This is a genomic window from Chryseolinea sp. H1M3-3 (genome assembly GCF_029360725.1).
GTDB lineage: Bacteria > Bacteroidota > Bacteroidia > Cytophagales > Cyclobacteriaceae > Chryseolinea.
Genome location: NZ_JARKMY010000002.1, coordinates 1081719 through 1099117, shown reverse-complemented (window position 1 = coordinate 1099117; position 17399 = coordinate 1081719). Strand labels below are relative to the sequence as shown.

General features: G+C 41.4%; 10 protein-coding genes. 6 read left to right on the top strand and 4 right to left on the bottom strand.

Annotated features, from left to right (window positions below; translation table 11 throughout):
* Positions 1-12: 12 nt before the first annotated feature.
* Positions 13-2355, bottom strand: a complete 2343-nt coding sequence (locus P2W71_RS12185; protein WP_276371320.1) for a TonB-dependent receptor — start codon at positions 2353-2355, stop codon at positions 13-15.
* A gap of 171 nt (positions 2356-2526) precedes the next feature.
* On the opposite strand from P2W71_RS12185, the gene P2W71_RS12180 reads away from it, so the two are divergent.
* Positions 2527-2979 carry a DUF4440 domain-containing protein gene (locus P2W71_RS12180; protein ID WP_276371318.1) on the top strand — a complete coding sequence of 151 codons (453 nt, stop codon included), beginning with the start codon at positions 2527-2529 and terminating at the stop codon, positions 2977-2979.
* Positions 2980-3138: 159 nt separating this feature from the next.
* The gene (locus P2W71_RS12175) at positions 3139-3843 is read left to right on the top strand and encodes an orotidine 5'-phosphate decarboxylase / HUMPS family protein (protein WP_276371316.1); all 705 of its coding nucleotides are present in this window, start codon (positions 3139-3141) and stop codon (positions 3841-3843) included.
* 138 nt (positions 3844-3981) lie between these two features.
* On the opposite strand, the gene P2W71_RS12170 is transcribed toward P2W71_RS12175, so the two are convergent.
* From P2W71_RS12170 to P2W71_RS12160, 3 genes are read right to left on the bottom strand one after another with little or no spacing between them, the layout of a single operon-like run.
* Positions 3982-7206 carry an error-prone DNA polymerase gene (locus P2W71_RS12170; protein ID WP_276371313.1) on the bottom strand — a complete coding sequence of 1075 codons (3225 nt, stop codon included), beginning with the start codon at positions 7204-7206 and terminating at the stop codon, positions 3982-3984.
* A 12-nt stretch (positions 7207-7218) separates the two neighbouring features.
* Positions 7219-8715 (bottom strand): DNA polymerase Y family protein, encoded by a 1497-nt coding sequence (locus tag P2W71_RS12165; protein WP_276371309.1) that lies wholly within the window; start codon positions 8713-8715, stop codon positions 7219-7221.
* On the bottom strand, positions 8716-9483 hold the full coding sequence (locus P2W71_RS12160; protein WP_276371307.1) for an Error-prone repair protein ImuA: 768 nt from the start codon (positions 9481-9483) through the stop codon (positions 8716-8718).
* A gap of 456 nt (positions 9484-9939) precedes the next feature.
* On the opposite strand from P2W71_RS12160, the gene P2W71_RS12155 reads away from it, so the two are divergent.
* From P2W71_RS12155 to P2W71_RS12140, 4 genes are all read left to right on the top strand, one after another.
* Complete coding sequence (locus P2W71_RS12155) at positions 9940-12504, top strand: Ig-like domain-containing protein (RefSeq protein ID WP_276371304.1); 2565 nt, start codon at positions 9940-9942, stop codon at positions 12502-12504.
* A gap of 15 nt (positions 12505-12519) precedes the next feature.
* On the top strand, positions 12520-13491 hold the full coding sequence (locus tag P2W71_RS12150; RefSeq protein ID WP_276371301.1) for a type IX secretion system membrane protein PorP/SprF: 972 nt from the start codon (positions 12520-12522) through the stop codon (positions 13489-13491).
* A gap of 1 nt (position 13492) precedes the next feature.
* Positions 13493-15643, top strand: coding sequence for an OmpA family protein (locus tag P2W71_RS12145; RefSeq protein ID WP_276371299.1), 2151 nt, complete (start codon positions 13493-13495; stop codon positions 15641-15643).
* 169 nt (positions 15644-15812) lie between these two features.
* The gene (locus tag P2W71_RS12140; RefSeq protein WP_276371297.1) at positions 15813-17393 is read left to right on the top strand and encodes a M1 family metallopeptidase; all 1581 of its coding nucleotides are present in this window, start codon (positions 15813-15815) and stop codon (positions 17391-17393) included.
* Positions 17394-17399: the final 6 nt, after the last annotated feature.

Here is a 17399-nt window from a genome sequence, read left to right as displayed (position 1 = left end):
TATTGCAAATCATCAAAAACTTATTTTGTAACTGATGGTTGGTAACATTCCTAACTGTCTTCCTTTCGAAATTGACCCCGTCGCATGGACATATTCTTCGGATACTACTGTCTGATTGTTAAATATATTCTGAACATCAAATTTTAATTCTGAAGTGGTCCGTTTCCTATTCCTTCTCAAACCTATAGATAGATCGGTTCTGAAAATATCGTCACCTTTCTTGGAAAAAGGTTCTACTTCATCCGTAACTTCGTCACCGGCCTCAATTGATTTCTCAAGATCAATAGGAGAATATCTTTTTCCACCGATCAACGCAATTTTTGTGTTAATAAAGAAAACTTTGTTCTTGGAAGGAGCACCAACATTAAATTCCTTCCCACCAATCAGATTAGCAACATAATTATTATCGAAAGCGGATTTACGCTCAATGCCATCCATCGGCGTGTATAATGAGCGGAACAATGATAACGTTCCCATATAATATAAACCTTTGTGGAGATATCGTTCAACGGTAATTTCGACGCCATAATTCTTTCCATAACCTTCATTGACTAGCTGCCGTGTTGTATAACCTTCTGTTTGATTAAGTAAGGAAAATGAAGATGGACCGTTCTCTACAGGCACGTCATACAAATATTGGTAATACGTTTCAATTTTAACATGTGTATTGTTGGCAATTTGCCGATCATATCCTATGACAAAATGCGCAGCTTTGGTGATTTCGAGATCTTTGTTTGGCTGCGTGTAACCACCATCATTATCATATCGTTTTGCCAGATAAGTAGACACCGGCTCCAGTTTGCTATGCAGTCCTACCCCCGCATTAAAAGATTGTTTTTCATCAAATTGCCATTGCACTGCCAAGCGTGGTTCCAAAGAATAATTTTTATTTAATGCAAAATGAATGTAGTGCAAACCACTGATCATTGTAAATTCTTCACTCATTCTGTACTTCCAACTGGCAAATGCCTGGTATGTATTGGAGTTCCCTTTTTCCGAAAGTTGGTTCTCCAATAAATCCCTTTCAAAATTAAATTCGTCGGATCGGAGGTTATAATTCAGTCTTGTCAGGATAATTCCTGTTTCAACTTTATGTTTTGAATTAAGCTTATAGTTAAAAGCGCTAGAGGCTATGACAGATGATTTTGAGATTTTACCTGTTTCAATGGTATAAAATTCTTCCAGGTTGTTTGGAATGTCGTAATTGAAAATACTTTCACTACCAGTACCTGCGATAGAGCTCTTAATATACATATCGTCGTTCACCTGAAATGTATGTGAAATGCCTAACACGCCTAATTTGTTCTCGCCATTAAATTTCCCGATAATCCGGTCTTCATCTTCCTCGTCTTTGTCTTCCGTGTCAATGCTACTCATTCCCCCAAGGCCGAATAACGCAAAGTTATGTTTGCCGCTAACAGGCAATTGAATTTTGAAAGATAAATCCTGATATCTTGGCACGCCACCAAAATCTACAATGCCCGCTTTATCCAGGAGGTCAAGTGCGGAGTATCTGTAGTTGGCTATATAAGATCCTTTTCCTCCTTTTTTAAAAGGTCCTTCCGCCGTCATGTCGAGTCCTAACGTACTAATAGATGCAGTATATTCACGCTGCTCGTTATTACCAGCCTTCAGTTTCATATCAAAGACGCCAGATGTAGCATCTCCGTATTCGGGCGCAAATGCTCCCGTGAAAAAATCTGAGTTACTCAACATTTTACTGCTTAAAGCATTAATGGGACCGCCAGTAGAACCTTCTCCGGCAAAGTGATTTGGATTTGGAATCGCTATTCCTTCCAGTCGCCACAAAATTCCCTTAGGTGAATTGCCCCTTACGATAATATCATTATTACCTTCAGTGTTACCGTTGACACCTGCAAAGGCAGAAACCATTCGGGCCGGATCATCAAATGAACCGGCATAACGTTGGGTTTCCTCTACTGAAAATGTATGGGCACTTACTATAGCCATCTCGTTAAGAACTTCCCCTTTTTGTTTATTCGCATTAACTGTAATTTCTTCCAATGTACTGATAGATTCTATTAAACTAATATTTAACACCTCTTCCTTAGCCGCGCCAACAAGAAGATTCGGTATGATGCGATCCTCATATCCGATAAACGTGATCTTCAGCGTAACGCGGCCAATGGGCACACTATTAAGCCGGAAGTCTCCATTTACATCAGTAACCGCTCCTATCAACGGATTTGAATCTAGCACTACAACGGTTGCGCCAATGAGCGGCATTTGACTATCCTGGTCCAGGATACGGCCTCTTACCGTTTGATTAATCTGTTGGGCGTATAAAAACGTCGCTTGCAACGTCAGGAGAAGAGAAATTATTCTAACATTCATGAGTAGTGTGATTTTTGGTTGGTTTGGTTAATGACAACTCTATTGAACGATACCCCTACGGCAATTTTAAAATATTAGCTATTTTTTCAGGAGTCCAAGAGCGCCACGCCAGAATGTGCTACACTTTGTTCTTCCATCAAAAGCTGCTAATTTTAAATAACTCCTGTGATCATGAAAAGTATTCTTTTATTCACCTTATTTAATATTTCAAGTCTCTATGTTTTACATGGCCAGAATTTAGTCCCTACTGAAAAACAGAGGATAGATCTTCAGGTCTTAATTGACAAATACTCCCAGGCACGGGAAAACAGAGATACCCTTCTGCTTAAAAATATCTTATCTAGAGATGTGGATCAGTTGGTTTCTACAGGCGAATGGAGAAACGGAATAGCTTCATCTGTACAGGGAATGCTAAGAAGCTCTGCTACCAGTCCTGGAACCAGGACCCTTACTATTGAAAAGATACGCATGCTTAATTCAACAAGTGCTATTGTCGACTGTAAGTATGAGATACAAAATACAGATGGGAGCATTCGAAAAATGTGGAGTACGTTTATTGCCGTTTCTGATAAAGGTGTTTGGAAAATCAGTGCTATTAGAAATATGCTCCCGAGTGGGGGTTGACTTGCTCTTACAAACCTTTAAAACAAAAGACCTCCCAACGCCTATCTCTGCCGTCCCTGCGCAAAGTTGAACAACGTTTCCGCGAAAAAATCATCCGGCTACATAATAATGTTCTATTTTGACGGGTTGAGAAATAAAACAACATAACTATACGTTTATATGAAGCCCATCGTCCAAATTTCACTAGACTTAACCAATATTGATGAAGCACTGGAAACCGCAGCAATGGCAATGCGCGCCGGTGTTGATTGGCTGGAAGCCGGAACACCTTTGATTTTAGCTGAAGGATTGCACGGCGTTAAAAAATTACGGGAAGCGTTTCCCAATACACCTATTGTTGCAGATCTTAAAACAATGGATGGTGGCTACCTTGAAGCCGAGATGATGGCAAAAGCTGGCGCCTCCTATGTAGTCGTGATGGCGCGTGCTCATGAAGAAACAATAAAGTGTGTGGTTAAAGCTGGCAAAGATTATGGCATTGGCGTAATGGGTGATAATCTTGGGTGTCCTGATATGGTAGGCGCTGCCAAATGGTTGGAAGATTTAGGCTGTGGTTATATCATTCATCACATTGGTTACGATGAACGTCGTGGCATCGCAGCTGCTGGAAAGCGTATGCCTAGTCCGTTAGACCAGCTTCGTGAAGTGGTTAAAGCAGTAAACGTTCCGGTGCAGGCAGTTGGCGGCCTTACCTTAGAACAGGCGATTCAATGTCCTGCATATGGTGCCCCTCTTGTAGTACTGGGTGCACCTTTAACTATTGATGCCGACGCTTTTAAAACCGCAGACGGCAATCTTGAATCTTCATTACGTTTAATTTGCGATAAGATCCACGCTTATGGAGATATTCGTGTAGGTAATTAAAATAAAATTTATCAAATGAAATTAAACTGGGTCTATTACTTATCATTCTGTGTTCGTCCATATTTGAACCCAATAAAAGAATTAATGTATGATTGAATTCCGACGCTTATCTTTAAAGTCATCAAATTAAAACAGCATCTATCTGAAATTCCTTCCTTCTGGAAAAATTTTACCTTGGATAACTTCCCGTATTTTTGTTTTATCCTTCTTTGGAGGAACAGGGGCTGTTCTTTCATCCGCTCGTGACATTGGCGCCAAAGATAAATCCTCCGCACCAAATGCGATGGACTGTCTTAACAGTTTTGAGAAATTAAAACAACGCTTTACAATAACGTGTATAACTTTACCTTCACGCTGCATTGTTCCTTCCACCATTAACAAACTGGATTGCAAAATTTCTTTGCGATATTGATTAAACAGTTTTTCAAAAACAACCAGATTGATGCAACCTGTCTCGTCTTCGATGGTTATAAAACAAATGCCGCTTGCAGTTCCTGGTCGCTGTCTTACAAGAATAAGCCCTGCAACTTTTACCGCATCCCCGTTTTTCTTTGTATTAAGTTTCGAAGCAGATGAAATATGAAGCTGGTCAAGTTTCTCCCGGATAAAACTTACGGGATGTGCTTTAATAGATAATGAGGTAGTAGCATAATCATGCGCGACATGCTCTGAAAGTTTCATTTCAGGCAGCACCACTTTTTCTTCGTCAATACCCCCAAATTGTTGAACAGGGAAAATTGCTGTAGGACGATCTTTTGTCGACACCTCCCATAATGCCTTACGGCGGTCAATTCCGAGTGACCTGAACGCATCGGCATTTGCTAATTTTTCGAGCGCTGTTTCTGCAAGTCCAATTTTTCGAAGTTCATGGATTGATGAAAACATTTTTTCTCTTGCATCCATCAATATTTTTATATCATCTTCCCGCAGTCCTTTTACCTGACGAAATCCCAGGCGAAGCACACAGTACTTTCCGGATTTTTCTTCTAAGGTGTTATCCCAGCTGGAATAATTGATATCTACGGGGCGAACATCTACACCATGTTTACGTGCATCAATAACAATTTGTGCCGGCTGATAAAAACCCATAGGCATACTGTTGAGCAAAGCACAAGCAAAAATATCCGGATAATAACATTTGACCCAGGATGATACATACACCAACAAGGCAAAGCTGGCGGCATGACTTTCCGGGAATCCATAACTACCAAATCCCTCGAGTTGTCTAAACACGCGTTGTGCATACTCCTTGCTGTACCCATTTTTAATCATACCGCTGATTAATTTCTCTTCAAAATGAGCGACCACGCCTTTTGCTTTAAAGGTGGCCATACTCCGCCGTAGTTCATCTGCTTCAGCTGGTGTAAATCCGGCAGCAACAATCGCGATCTTCATGGCTTGTTCCTGAAATAACGGTACACCTAGAGTCCGTCCAAGAATTTCTTCTAAATCTTTTGAAGGATAATCAATCGGCTCTTCACCATTCCGGCGGCGCAGGTAGGGATGCACCATATCACCCTGGATGGGACCTGGGCGTACAATGGCTACTTCAATTACCAGGTCATAAAAACATTTGGGCCGCAGCCGCGGCAACATCGATTGCTGCGCACGACTCTCAATCTGAAATACACCAATAGTATCAGCTTCGCTTACCATATCATAAACAGCAGTATCATCCTGCGGGATGTTAGCAAGCGTTAAAGCTAAACCATAATGTTTACCCGCAAGATCAAACGCCTTGCGGATACAGGTTAGCATGCCCAGCGCCAGTACATCAATTTTAAGAAAGCCCAAGACGTCGATGTCATCTTTGTTCCATTCAAGGCAGGTACGATTTTCCATTCGCGCATTGAGGATAGGACATAAGTCAGATAATTTGGTTTGCGTAATAACAAATCCGCCAGTGTGCTGCCCCAATTGCCGGGGAAATCCCATAAACTGAGATGTGAGTTGTAAAGCTTTTACCAATGTGGCATCATTAGGATTGAATCCTTGCTCTGCAAGACATTTTCCATTCACCCATTCGTCGGTAAATTCCCACATTGCGCCAGACAAACGATTAATGGTATCAACCGAAAGTCCCATAGCCTTTCCTACATCCTTAATCGCTCCTTTATGATGTTGTTGCGTTACAGTTGCTACAATGGCTGCACGGTGACGGCCGTATTTTTCATAGATATATTGGATTACTTCTTCGCGTCGTTCGTGTTCGAAGTCCACATCGATATCCGGCGGCTCATTGCGCGCCGATGAAATAAATCGTTCAAACAGTAAATCGAATTTTGAAGGATCGACAGCAGTAATACCCAGACAATAACAAACAGTGGAATTTGCCGCAGAACCACGGCCTTGACAAAGAATACCTTTCTCACGTGCGAAGCGTACAAGATCATGAACCGTCAGAAAATATTCGGCATAGTTCATCTGTTCCATAAAGGCTAACTCATACTTGATGTTTGCTTGTATCTTGTCAGGAATCTTATCTCCATAAATATGTTGCGCACCTTGCCATGCTAAAAATGTAAGTTCTTCCTGCGGCGTGCGCCCATCGCTGGTGATTTCTTTAGGATATTGATATTTTAATTCATCAAGCGAAAAAGTACAAGCTTCAGCAATTTCAAAAGTACCTTGAATAGCCGCGGGATATTGTTGAAATAACCGCATCATCTCCTCCCCGGACTTGAGGTATCTTTCCGCATTCGGATGCAAGCGAAAACCTGCATTTTGAATGGTACATTTCTCGCGAATACATGTAACTACGTCCTGCAATTCCCTGCGTGTGGGGACATGGTAATGAACATCATTGGTTGCTACCATAGGCACATTGAATTGTGATGCGAGTTGTGAAATTCGGAATAAGAGTTTACTATCATCACCACTGTACGTGCGCGTTGCCGCCACATATAAATGTTCACCAAATACATGTTTATATTCTTGCAATGTTTTTTTAAACGATGGATCAAAATCCAAAACTCCATTCAACACTCCAGGAGGTAAGACGATCACTTTTGCACCTTGAACATATTGAAACACATCTGCCCTGTAGAGATGACATTCACCTTTTTCAGCACGAAGATTACCTAAGGTGATTAATGAGGATAATTGAGAATAAGCATTTATATCAGTGGGAAATGTCAGGAGTGACGGCCCATCCAAAAGATCAATACGACATGCAGGTATAATCCTGATTCCAAATTTTTTTGCAGCAACATGACCCCTGACAATACCAGCAAAACTATTTCTATCCGTAATGGCAATCGACTTGTAACCTAACATTGCCGCCTGTTCAACAAGTTCTTCAGGATGTGATGCACCCCTTAGAAAGCTAAAGTTTGTTGTGACTTGTAATTCAGTATACTCCATGCGCTATTTCTTCTATGCAAAAAAACCGTGCATAAACCATTGATAGGTTTTGTCATTATAATGACCTAGCCGGAACAGCCAATATCGCTGTCCTTCCTCATCCTCCACGCGGTAATAGTCACGATGTTGTCCTTGTTGCAGCCACCATTCTTGTTCGATTCGCTCAGGTCCATCTGCCTTCATAATTCTATGCAATTTTCCCTGGTATCGAAATAACATGGGTGGATAATCAGGAATAGGTGAAGTAACCTCAATCCGCTCGGGAACCGACAAAATGTTTATAGGCCGAGGCCTGTCCGATCTCCATGCTATTTTTAATTTTTCATTAAGTGACGATGCCGGTCTGAATGAGCGCTCCGGCCAGTAATGTTCATCTGGCAAATAACGAATAGCCTGTACGCCAGTTTTACCAGCCAACCGATCTATAAGTTCCGATATGCTGACGTCATCCAGTCCACCTGGTTTTTGCCACAATTCTTCCTGTTTTGGAGTATGGTCTTCAATTTTAGATGCTTCTAATACGAACAATTCGATACCCAAAGCTGGCTCTATCGTTGAGAGTTTATTTTCAAACAATTTGAAAAGATGGCTGACATTATGCGATGGCTGATGTGTTCCGATATCAACATGCACAACTTTTCCATCGACACGATAACCTTTCAACGTGGCTACACGAAGTCCTTTCTGTTCCTGCTGAAGACGATGGCATAACATTTTCAATACTTGATCTAAGGCGATCTCTATTCCTGTTAACGTAACGATTGGCTCGAGGCAAGGCAATCGCACGTGGTATGGTTCCATTGGCTGCACACTTTGGATTACTTCTTCTTCAAGCCCCAAGGCCAGATTCAAACGATGAATGAAATGCTCACCAAAACGTCTTCTTAAAGAAGAACGCGGCATTCCAATAAGTTGGCTGATGCGATGAAGACCAAGTTTATGTAAGCGATCGATCGTATCCATCTCCAGGCGGAGCGCTTCAGGCGGCAAAGGGAGCAATGCTTCTATATGAAACTCACTTGTAATAACAAAAGGGCCATTTCCATATCGTGCCACGGCCCATGCAGCTCCTGCGGTATCAGCAATTGCTGCGCGCACATCATATCCACGTGCGTTTAATTTCTTAATAATTTCATCCAAATAAAATTGATCGCCGCCCCAAAGATGTGTGCATCCAGTAACATCAAGCAAAAGCCCGTCTGGGGAATCAACGGCTACACTAGGTGTAAAACGAATACACCATTCAGCAAGACGTTTTAATAATCGATCCCCAAGGTCCGACTTATCATCCGCAATTTGTAAAGTAGGAATGATGGCACGTGCGTCTGCCACCGCTGTTCCCGTGTCTATTTCCATAGCCTGCGCAACAGCATTCGCTGCAGTGACTATCATTCTCCCATGTGAAGGGGCGCATAAGACAAAAGGCAGATCACGAAGGTGCGGCTGGCGAAGGGAAAACCAGTCAGTAGTTAAATACCGAAACCAGATAGAAACAAACCGCCTTTCCATTTATCCCGTTTTCTTTTGATATTCCCATGCCTGCTGAACTTTATGAGACCTATTGTATCCAGCCTCACCGTTATGGTCATGAGCAATTGTAGGTATGAATTTTCCATCCTGCCATCTGATATGCCACACACCAGGTTTACCATTTCTGACACGCAGCAACTCCACTCTCCAATGCGAAAAACCTATGCCTGGCAGCTGATCATCCGATTGACTGGTCAGGGATGTTATCTTCCAACGTGCGGCACAGGCAGTTGTATTAAGCTTGCGCGGATTCTTTCTAAGGATAAAACCTGTGACCTTACTATGCTCCACTGCTAATTGCAAGCGTCTCGAAGCGGTAAAACCAATTTCTTGCATCTCCCCTACCACTGCGGTTAGTGCGCTGCACTTCAATGCCTCTTCCATGGACCATATCACATGTTTTTCTTTTTGAAGATCAATAAAGATGAAACGATCGGGATGCATGCCAAAATTTTTCAGCGCCGGGGGAAAAAGTGTACGCGATGAACTAACCCATAATGCTACACCATTTTCATGCATAAGAGGTGTTAACATAGCGGCCAAAAAACCACTGGTTACTGCCGCAGATTCTGAACCTTCAAACACAAACTCATGGACAGCACCGGTTGGAAAGGTGTTATTTGGAAAAGCATCTTTTATTGGCCCAAGCCCCGTATCGATGGAAGGGCTGTTGGCTGGCTTATATCCTTGCAGCAGGAGTATATCCTGCTGCAGTTGGGAGATAATGTTTGCTCTTTCTGTTCGCATAAAGATATACGATGGCGTGAGCAACAAATTAAGACAAACTAATTTTATTAGACAATAAAACTAATATTTTTAGTTTAATTCTGGGTTTTAAAATATTTAAACCACTTTATGAGAAATAAAAAAGTAATAACTGGCATCTGCCAATTAAAAATATGAAGTTAAAATGCCTAAAAGAGGGGTCGAATAGAGGGTCAATTATGTAATAAAATTATACAATCCAGGCCACGTTCAAACGTTACCGCAGCATTCACATTCCTAGTTCCGCCCCGGTTCTAATTTCATAGCGGTTTAGTCCCAAAACAAGACATTTCCTTAATCAAAATGGGACAAGTACACGGAGAATTTCATGTAAGGAAAAGTTTAAAGTTTACATTTTTGATGCTGGGGATATATAGGGTACAAAACATCCGATTTGGTGCGCGCATTGCATCTAGATGGACAAAATGAACCCTAACCATGAAAGTTACCGATTTAATAAAAGGTAGAATTTCCTGTGCTTCGCAGGAAATATTCTATTTTTTTTGCCGGCAAGAATTAAAAGAAAGGCTTTGGATCTCAGTTTTTGCAGCTTCTATTCTTTTTCCTGTACATGCATCTGTTGCGCAAAATCCAACCCTCACAGGAATTGAGGTCACATCTTTAAATTATGATGAAGGACAAGCTGCTACGCATCTCTCAGCCGACATTGAAGCATCAGATCCTGATAGTCCATTGTTAACGAGTGCAACCATTCAGATTAGTGGGAATTATTCAAATACCGAGGATGTACTCGGGTTTAGCAATGCTTTTTCCATCACCGGATCATATGATGCGCTGACCGGAACCCTTACATTGACAGGACCGGCTTCACCAGCTGACTTTACAAACGCATTGCGTTCCATCACATATCAGAATACAAATAATAATCATCCTTCTAATTTAATAAGGACTGTTTCTTTTTCCGTGAATGATGGATCCACCAATAGTCTTACCGTTACCCGTAACATTCAAGTTAACCGGATTAACGACACACCGGTAGGACAACCCGACACATTTGTCATGAACGAAGACACAGACCTGGATTGTGGTTGTTTGTTGTCGAATGATACAGATCCAGATGGTGATCATCTGATCGCACTGGTTGGTCAGCCTCCCGCCAATGGTACAGTAGTCGATCAAGGGGGATTTTTTATTTACACCCCCAATCCTAATTTTTATGGAACAGATAGTTTTACCTATCACGCCAACGATGGTACGCTAAATTCAAGCGATGTACTTGTAACCATTACTGTACTTCCAGTAAATGACGCTCCCATTGCTTTAAACGATGGCATATCAACAGATGAAGATACGCCGATAAGCATTTCCATACTTTCCAATGATATTGATGTAGATGATATATTGGATGCCAGTATGATTGTATTGGTAGGATCCCCCGCAAATGGATCAGCTGCCATAAATCCATCAACCGGACAAGTAACATACGCGCCTAATGCCGATTTTAATGGTTCAGATTCTTTTACCTATAAGCTGAAAGATGCGGCTGGTGCATTATCCAATGTTGCTACCGTAAACATTACAATCAATGCTGTGAACGATGCGCCGATTGCTAATGCAGATTTAATAACAACTCCAGAAGAAACTGCCATATCAATTCCGGTTTTGGCAAATGATGTTGATGTAGACCATACGTTAGATGCCACCTCATTGCTCCTGATAAGTAATCCTGCTAATGGCACTGCGGTAATTGAATCTTCAACAGGTAAAGTTCTATATACTCCCTCAAATAATTTCACTGGAAATGATTCATTTACGTATTCACTGAAGGACGGTGCCGGTGCCTCATCTGCAACAACTACCGTGACGATAACGGTAACTCCGGTAAATGATGCGCCAATAGCTAATCCTGATGTAGCAGTCACACCGGAAGAAATTCCAATATCGATTCATGTTTTAGTCAACGACACGGATGTGGATAATGGGTTAGATATTTCTTCCGTGGTGGTTGTGAGTGGGCCTTCCAACGGTTCGGTGGTTGTACAATCGCCGACGGGAATAGTTCTGTATTCGCCGGCGAAAGACTTTACCGGAGATGATTCTTTTACTTACTCGGTAAAAGATTTGGCAGGCGCAACATCAGCAGCTACCACCGTAACTGTAACGGTAACTCCAGTGAACGACGCTCCAGTGGCAGTTGATGATGAGGCGACAACCGATAAAAACAGTGGAGTAGACATCAGTATTCTCTCAAACGATTATGATGTTGATAGCGATGTGGTGGCAACATCGGTTACGATCACAAGCAATCCGGCACAAGGTATAGTTACTTATAACGCATCAACAGGCGTAGCAAGTTTTACACCTGACAATGATTTCGACGGAAATGATTCTTTTACGTACACCATTAGGGATTCGGATGGGTTAACATCTTTGCCGGCAACGGTAAGCATATCCGTTGCAATGGCTCCGAATCTTGCACCGGATGCCGTAGACGACGGACCCGTGGTAAATACATCACTCTCTCCTATCACGATTGATGTTCTCGCCAATGATTATGATGAAGACAATAGTCACGACGAGCTATCGATCGTTTCTGTGACGAGCCCGGCTATGGGGTCTGTTAGCATCGTCAATGGAAAAATCGTGTATCAGCCAGGAGGTTTAACTTCAGGAACAGTCACTTTTATTTATACTATTCAAGATCCTGCGGGGCTTACCGATGCAGCAGTAGTTACGATCGAAAATCTTTACGCACCACTAACGATCTCTGAGGGCTTCTCACCGAACAACGACAATAACAACGAAACCTGGTTTATCCTTGGCATTGAAAATTACCCAAACAATTCAGTCAAAATTTTTGATCGCTGGGGATTTCTGGTTTATCAAAAACAACGATATGAAAATACAACAGCACCATGGGATGGCCGTGGAAATATGGCACAGCATGCCGGGAAGTTACTAGATCAGGGTACTTATTATTACATTTTAGAACCAGGGGAAGAAATGGAAACCATGACCGGATACGTGGTTATCGTCAGGTAACAAAAAAGGATTACAATGAAGAAAACATTACATATCAATGTAAAAAAAATGGATTCAGTAAAAAAAATGTGGAGGCTGCACCTGGTATTGGTAATCATACTGATCTCGCTTGAAGGTAACGCACAGCAGAATCCATTATTCACGCAATATATGTTTAATGGACTGGTGATTAATCCCGCGTACACGGGAAGTCATGAGTCGATGACAGCGACATTGGCTGCACGTTCGCAATGGACAGGACTTAAAGGTGCTCCTCAAACACAAGTCGCATCCCTGCATTCACCGTTAAAATTTTCGCGGTCTGCAGCAGGTGCGGTATTCGTGCACGATAAGGTTAGTGTTATCAATCAATACATGTTTTATGGAACGTATGCGTATAGGATCCCAGTGTCAAAAAATGCAAAAATTGCCATAGGCGGTCAAGCTGGCGCAACCTACTACCAGGCTAATTTATCCGAGTTAAACATCATTACCCAAAATGGCCAGGTAGACCCTACGTTTGCTCAGAACGAAAGCAGAGTTTTACCCAACCTCGGTATTGGTGCGTATTTCTATTCTAAGAGGAGTTATATTGGCATATCATTACCCACATTGATCAACAATCGCTGGAACGACCAGGATACCTACACGCAAGCCAGACAAAAAAGGCATTATTTTCTTTCGGCCGGGCATGTTTTCGCACTGGGTCCACAGGTTAAGCTAAAACCTAATGTGTTGTTAAAATGGCAAGAAGGGGGAGCTTTTCAATATGACCTCAATGCCAATATGCTATTCCACGAAGTTCTTTGGGTGGGTGTGTCCTATCGAATGAAAGATTCTGTGGACGGTTTACTTGAAATGAATATTAATAACCAATTAAGTCTGGGATATTCATATGGTTATCCAATCAGTTCGATCTCATCTATACAGACAGGTACCCATGAGGTTGTGCTTAACTACCGAATCAGTCGCAATAAACATATTGTTTACTCACCCCGATATTTTTAAGATGAAAAGGATATTTACCATACTACTGTTGTTCGTTGGAGTACAAGGATTTGCACAACACAGTAGCAATGCATATCGTGCTTTGGCTGACTCTCTTTACGTGCACCATCATTACCAGGTTGCAACCGACTATTATATAAAAGCCCTGAAAAAATCTCCACACCAGGGTAACATCATGCTTCAATTGGCAAAATGTTATTATAAAATCAACGGTATAGCTGAATCAGAAAAGTGGTTCATAAGTGCGCAAAAAAACAAAGGTTCCTTCTCCACAAAGGATTACTATGAGTTTGCGCAGGTATTAATCATGTTGAAAAAAAGAGAACAGGCTGATACGTTATTAGAACATGTATTAAAGCATGATCTTAATAATAATGTGGCACGAAAGGCCCTTGAAGATCTCCGGAATTATAAACAGTATTATCGCGATTCATCGGCGTGCACGGTAGTTAACTTACCAATTAATACATCAGCTTCAGAATTTGCGCCAGCATATTACAAAGACGGTATTGTCTTTACGTCCTCAAGGCATGAAGGTGCTTTCAAGAAAAAATCACATTGGGATAATAGTCCATTCCTCAATCTTTATTATGCTGGAAAAACACCTGACCAACGCCTAGGGGAACCCACATTATTTGAAGACGATTTGGATACAAGGCATCACGATGGTCCGGCAACGTTCTATTCACAGCATCAAAGAATGATCATTAATCGTAATCAACGAGTCGAAGTCGAAGGAAGAGAAAATGTTTTTGAATGGCGACCAGGTTTATATGACGCGCGACTGGATGTTAAAAAATCGTCCTGGGAAGTTGTGCCGTTGCCTTTCAATGATCCAGCCTATTCTTTTTTGCACCCAGCTATTTCAGAAGATGGCACTGTTTTATACTTTGCCTCCGATAAGCCTGGTGGATTCGGCGGTACAGACATCTACCGAACTACACGCACTAATGGCGTCTGGGGACCAATTGTAAACCTCGGACCAATTGTAAACTCAGCGGAGGACGAAGCCTTTCCATTTTTAGTTGAGAACACATTATACTTTACATCCAACGGCTGGGGTGGATTAGGAGGTTTAGATTTATTCAAGTGTGAACTATCGCCGGATGGGATTTCTGCGCCTGTGAACCTTGGATATCCGATAAATTCTACCTCAGATGATTTTTCTCTTATAATAAATCCGGAGCAACGGAGTGGGTACTTTGCATCCGCACGCAATGGCAATGACGACATATTTTCATTTCAAATGTTAACCAACGTCGATGTGCTCGCCATGGGACGTGTTACAAATATATTAGGAGAATTGGTAAGTGGGCACAAGGCAATTGTTACTGAAAAAAGTACAGGGGATACACTTGCTGTTGAAACAGATAAAGGATCTTTAACCTTTCTGGGTGAACGTGGTAAAGCATATGACGTAACGGTGGCGCATGAAAATTATCAAACAACCTCCCAGGAACTAAACATACCAAAGAACGGACCGGAAACTGAAAATTTTTCCATACTATTAAAAAATAAAGACGATGGAAGCGGATCTGAACTGCTTGTAGTAGATACCGAGCAAGGTACTTCTAAAATGTACATTACTTCTGGTAAATCGCTTACCGAAATAACTGAGAAAGATAGTCTGTTGTATCTTAAGACGCCTAAAGGAAACGAATATCTGACGAAAGGGAATTTATCAAAAATCAGAACAGATCCTTCGCCAGTGTTAAAGAAGTTAGGCATGGAAAAATCAGATCGCACCAACCTGCGAAATATATATTTTGACTTTGACATGGCAACCTTAGACGAGGAAGATAAAATCTATCTTGATCAAGTGAAAATGATTTTGGAACACGATCGATCTTTGAAACTACTGATTGCTGGCCACGCTGACGACCGAGGTGATGAAGACTATAATATAGGGCTATCGCAAAGACGAGTACAGGTAGTGACTAAATATTTGGCAGGCCATGGTATTTCAAAAGACCGGATTATACAAAAGGCATATGGGGAATCACTTCCAGTGGTACCTTGCTATGCTGTAGATTGTTCGGAAGAAGATCACCAAAAAAACAGAAGAGCAGAATTTGTGTTAAGAAACGATAATATTCATACGTCAGCACCTAGATTTTCAAATACACCCGTCGCAGCGGAATCCAATCAGTAAGAACTATATAAAAGATTTCAAGTCTCATGTAGATAAGCTTCCCGACCATTCAGTTAATCTTAATGAAACTATTGTTTCTGTGTCTGTTAAATACACAGATAGCAATAAACTTACACCATGTTATAATCAGTGGCAGTTTTAGCTACTTTTAAAATTCTAAACTTTATTAATGAAACCGTTTCTTCTAATTCTCGCCTTACTGATAAGTGGGGTATCAGTAGCCCAAAGCTCCTATTGGCAACAGGAACTTCGTTACACAATACAAGCCGAGCTAAATGATGCAGAAAAATCAATAATCGGTTTTGAAAATATCGTTTATAAAAACAATTCTCCACATACCTTAAGCTTCATCTGGTTTCATATCTGGCCTAATGCTTACAAGCATGATTCGACTGCGCTCATGACTCAAATCAAGAATGATAGTGCGCGTTCAAAGAAAGAAAGTCACGCGGGAATCGGATCAATTGATGGCTTGGCATTCAAAATAAATGATCAACCTGCGCAGACAGAGCCACATCCTAATCCACAATACATTGATGTAATAAAGGTAATACTTCCGAGTCCATTGAAACCGGGCGAGTCAGTCACTATTAGCACACCTTTTAAGGTTTTACTTCCACCATATTTTTCAAGATCTGGCCACTCAGGTACGCAGTTTATGGCATGCCAATGGTATCCTAAACCAGCAGTCTTTGATGCCGCAGGATGGCATGAATTTCCTTATCTAGACATGGGAGAATTTTATAGTGAGTATGCAGATTATGCTGTTAGCCTTACAGTTCCATCACACTATGTCGTTGGTGCAACTGGATCGCTACTGACAAGGGAAGAATTGGAAGTATATAAGACCGTGGGAAGAAAGAATACAGCAAAGCGTAAAAAGAAACCTGCTTTATATACGCCGTATTCCAGCAACAGGACAAAAACACTTGCATACGAAGCAAAGCATGTTCCTGACTTTGCATGGTTTGCCGATAAAGATGTGGTGATACAATACGACACCATTCGACTACCCAGTGGCAAAATCATAGATGGCTTTTCTTACTACCACAATAAAAAGAAAACTCTATGGAACAATAGCATAGATTATATTGAAGATGCGGTGAGAAAATATAGTGAATGGATTGGCGATTATGAGTATCCCGTGGTACAGGTAGTCGAAGGGCCTGCAAATAATTCCAGTGGCGGAATGGAATATCCAATGATCACTCTGATAACAGATCCTGATGCAACAGAGGAATCTTTGGACGGCGTTATAACGCATGAGATAGGGCACAATTGGTTTATGAGTATGCTTGGCAGTAACGAAAGAGCACATACCTGGATGGACGAGGGTTTGAATACTTATTTTCAATTCAGGTATGAAGCTGAAAAGTATAGAGGCAATAGCATGTTTGGAAAAAATATCCCTGCTCACATTAGAAAGCTACCCACCGATAAATTTTTGGGAGTAATCTATGAGGTTATCCATAAAAACCTTCCGATGGAATCCGCAATGGATATACCTGCTGATAAATTCCCAAGTAGCGACGAGTATGGAATGGTCTCCTATATAAAAACAGCTTTGTGGATGTACTTAATGGAATCAGCATTGGGTCAGGAGAAGATTGACCTTGCGATTAAAAACTACTTTAACAAATGGAAGCATAAACATCCTCAGCCCGGTGATATGCAAACTGCTTTCGAAGAAGCGGTCGGAGAAGATCTTGATAAATTTTTCATTCTAACAAAAAAGCAAGGAAAATTTTAAGAAATT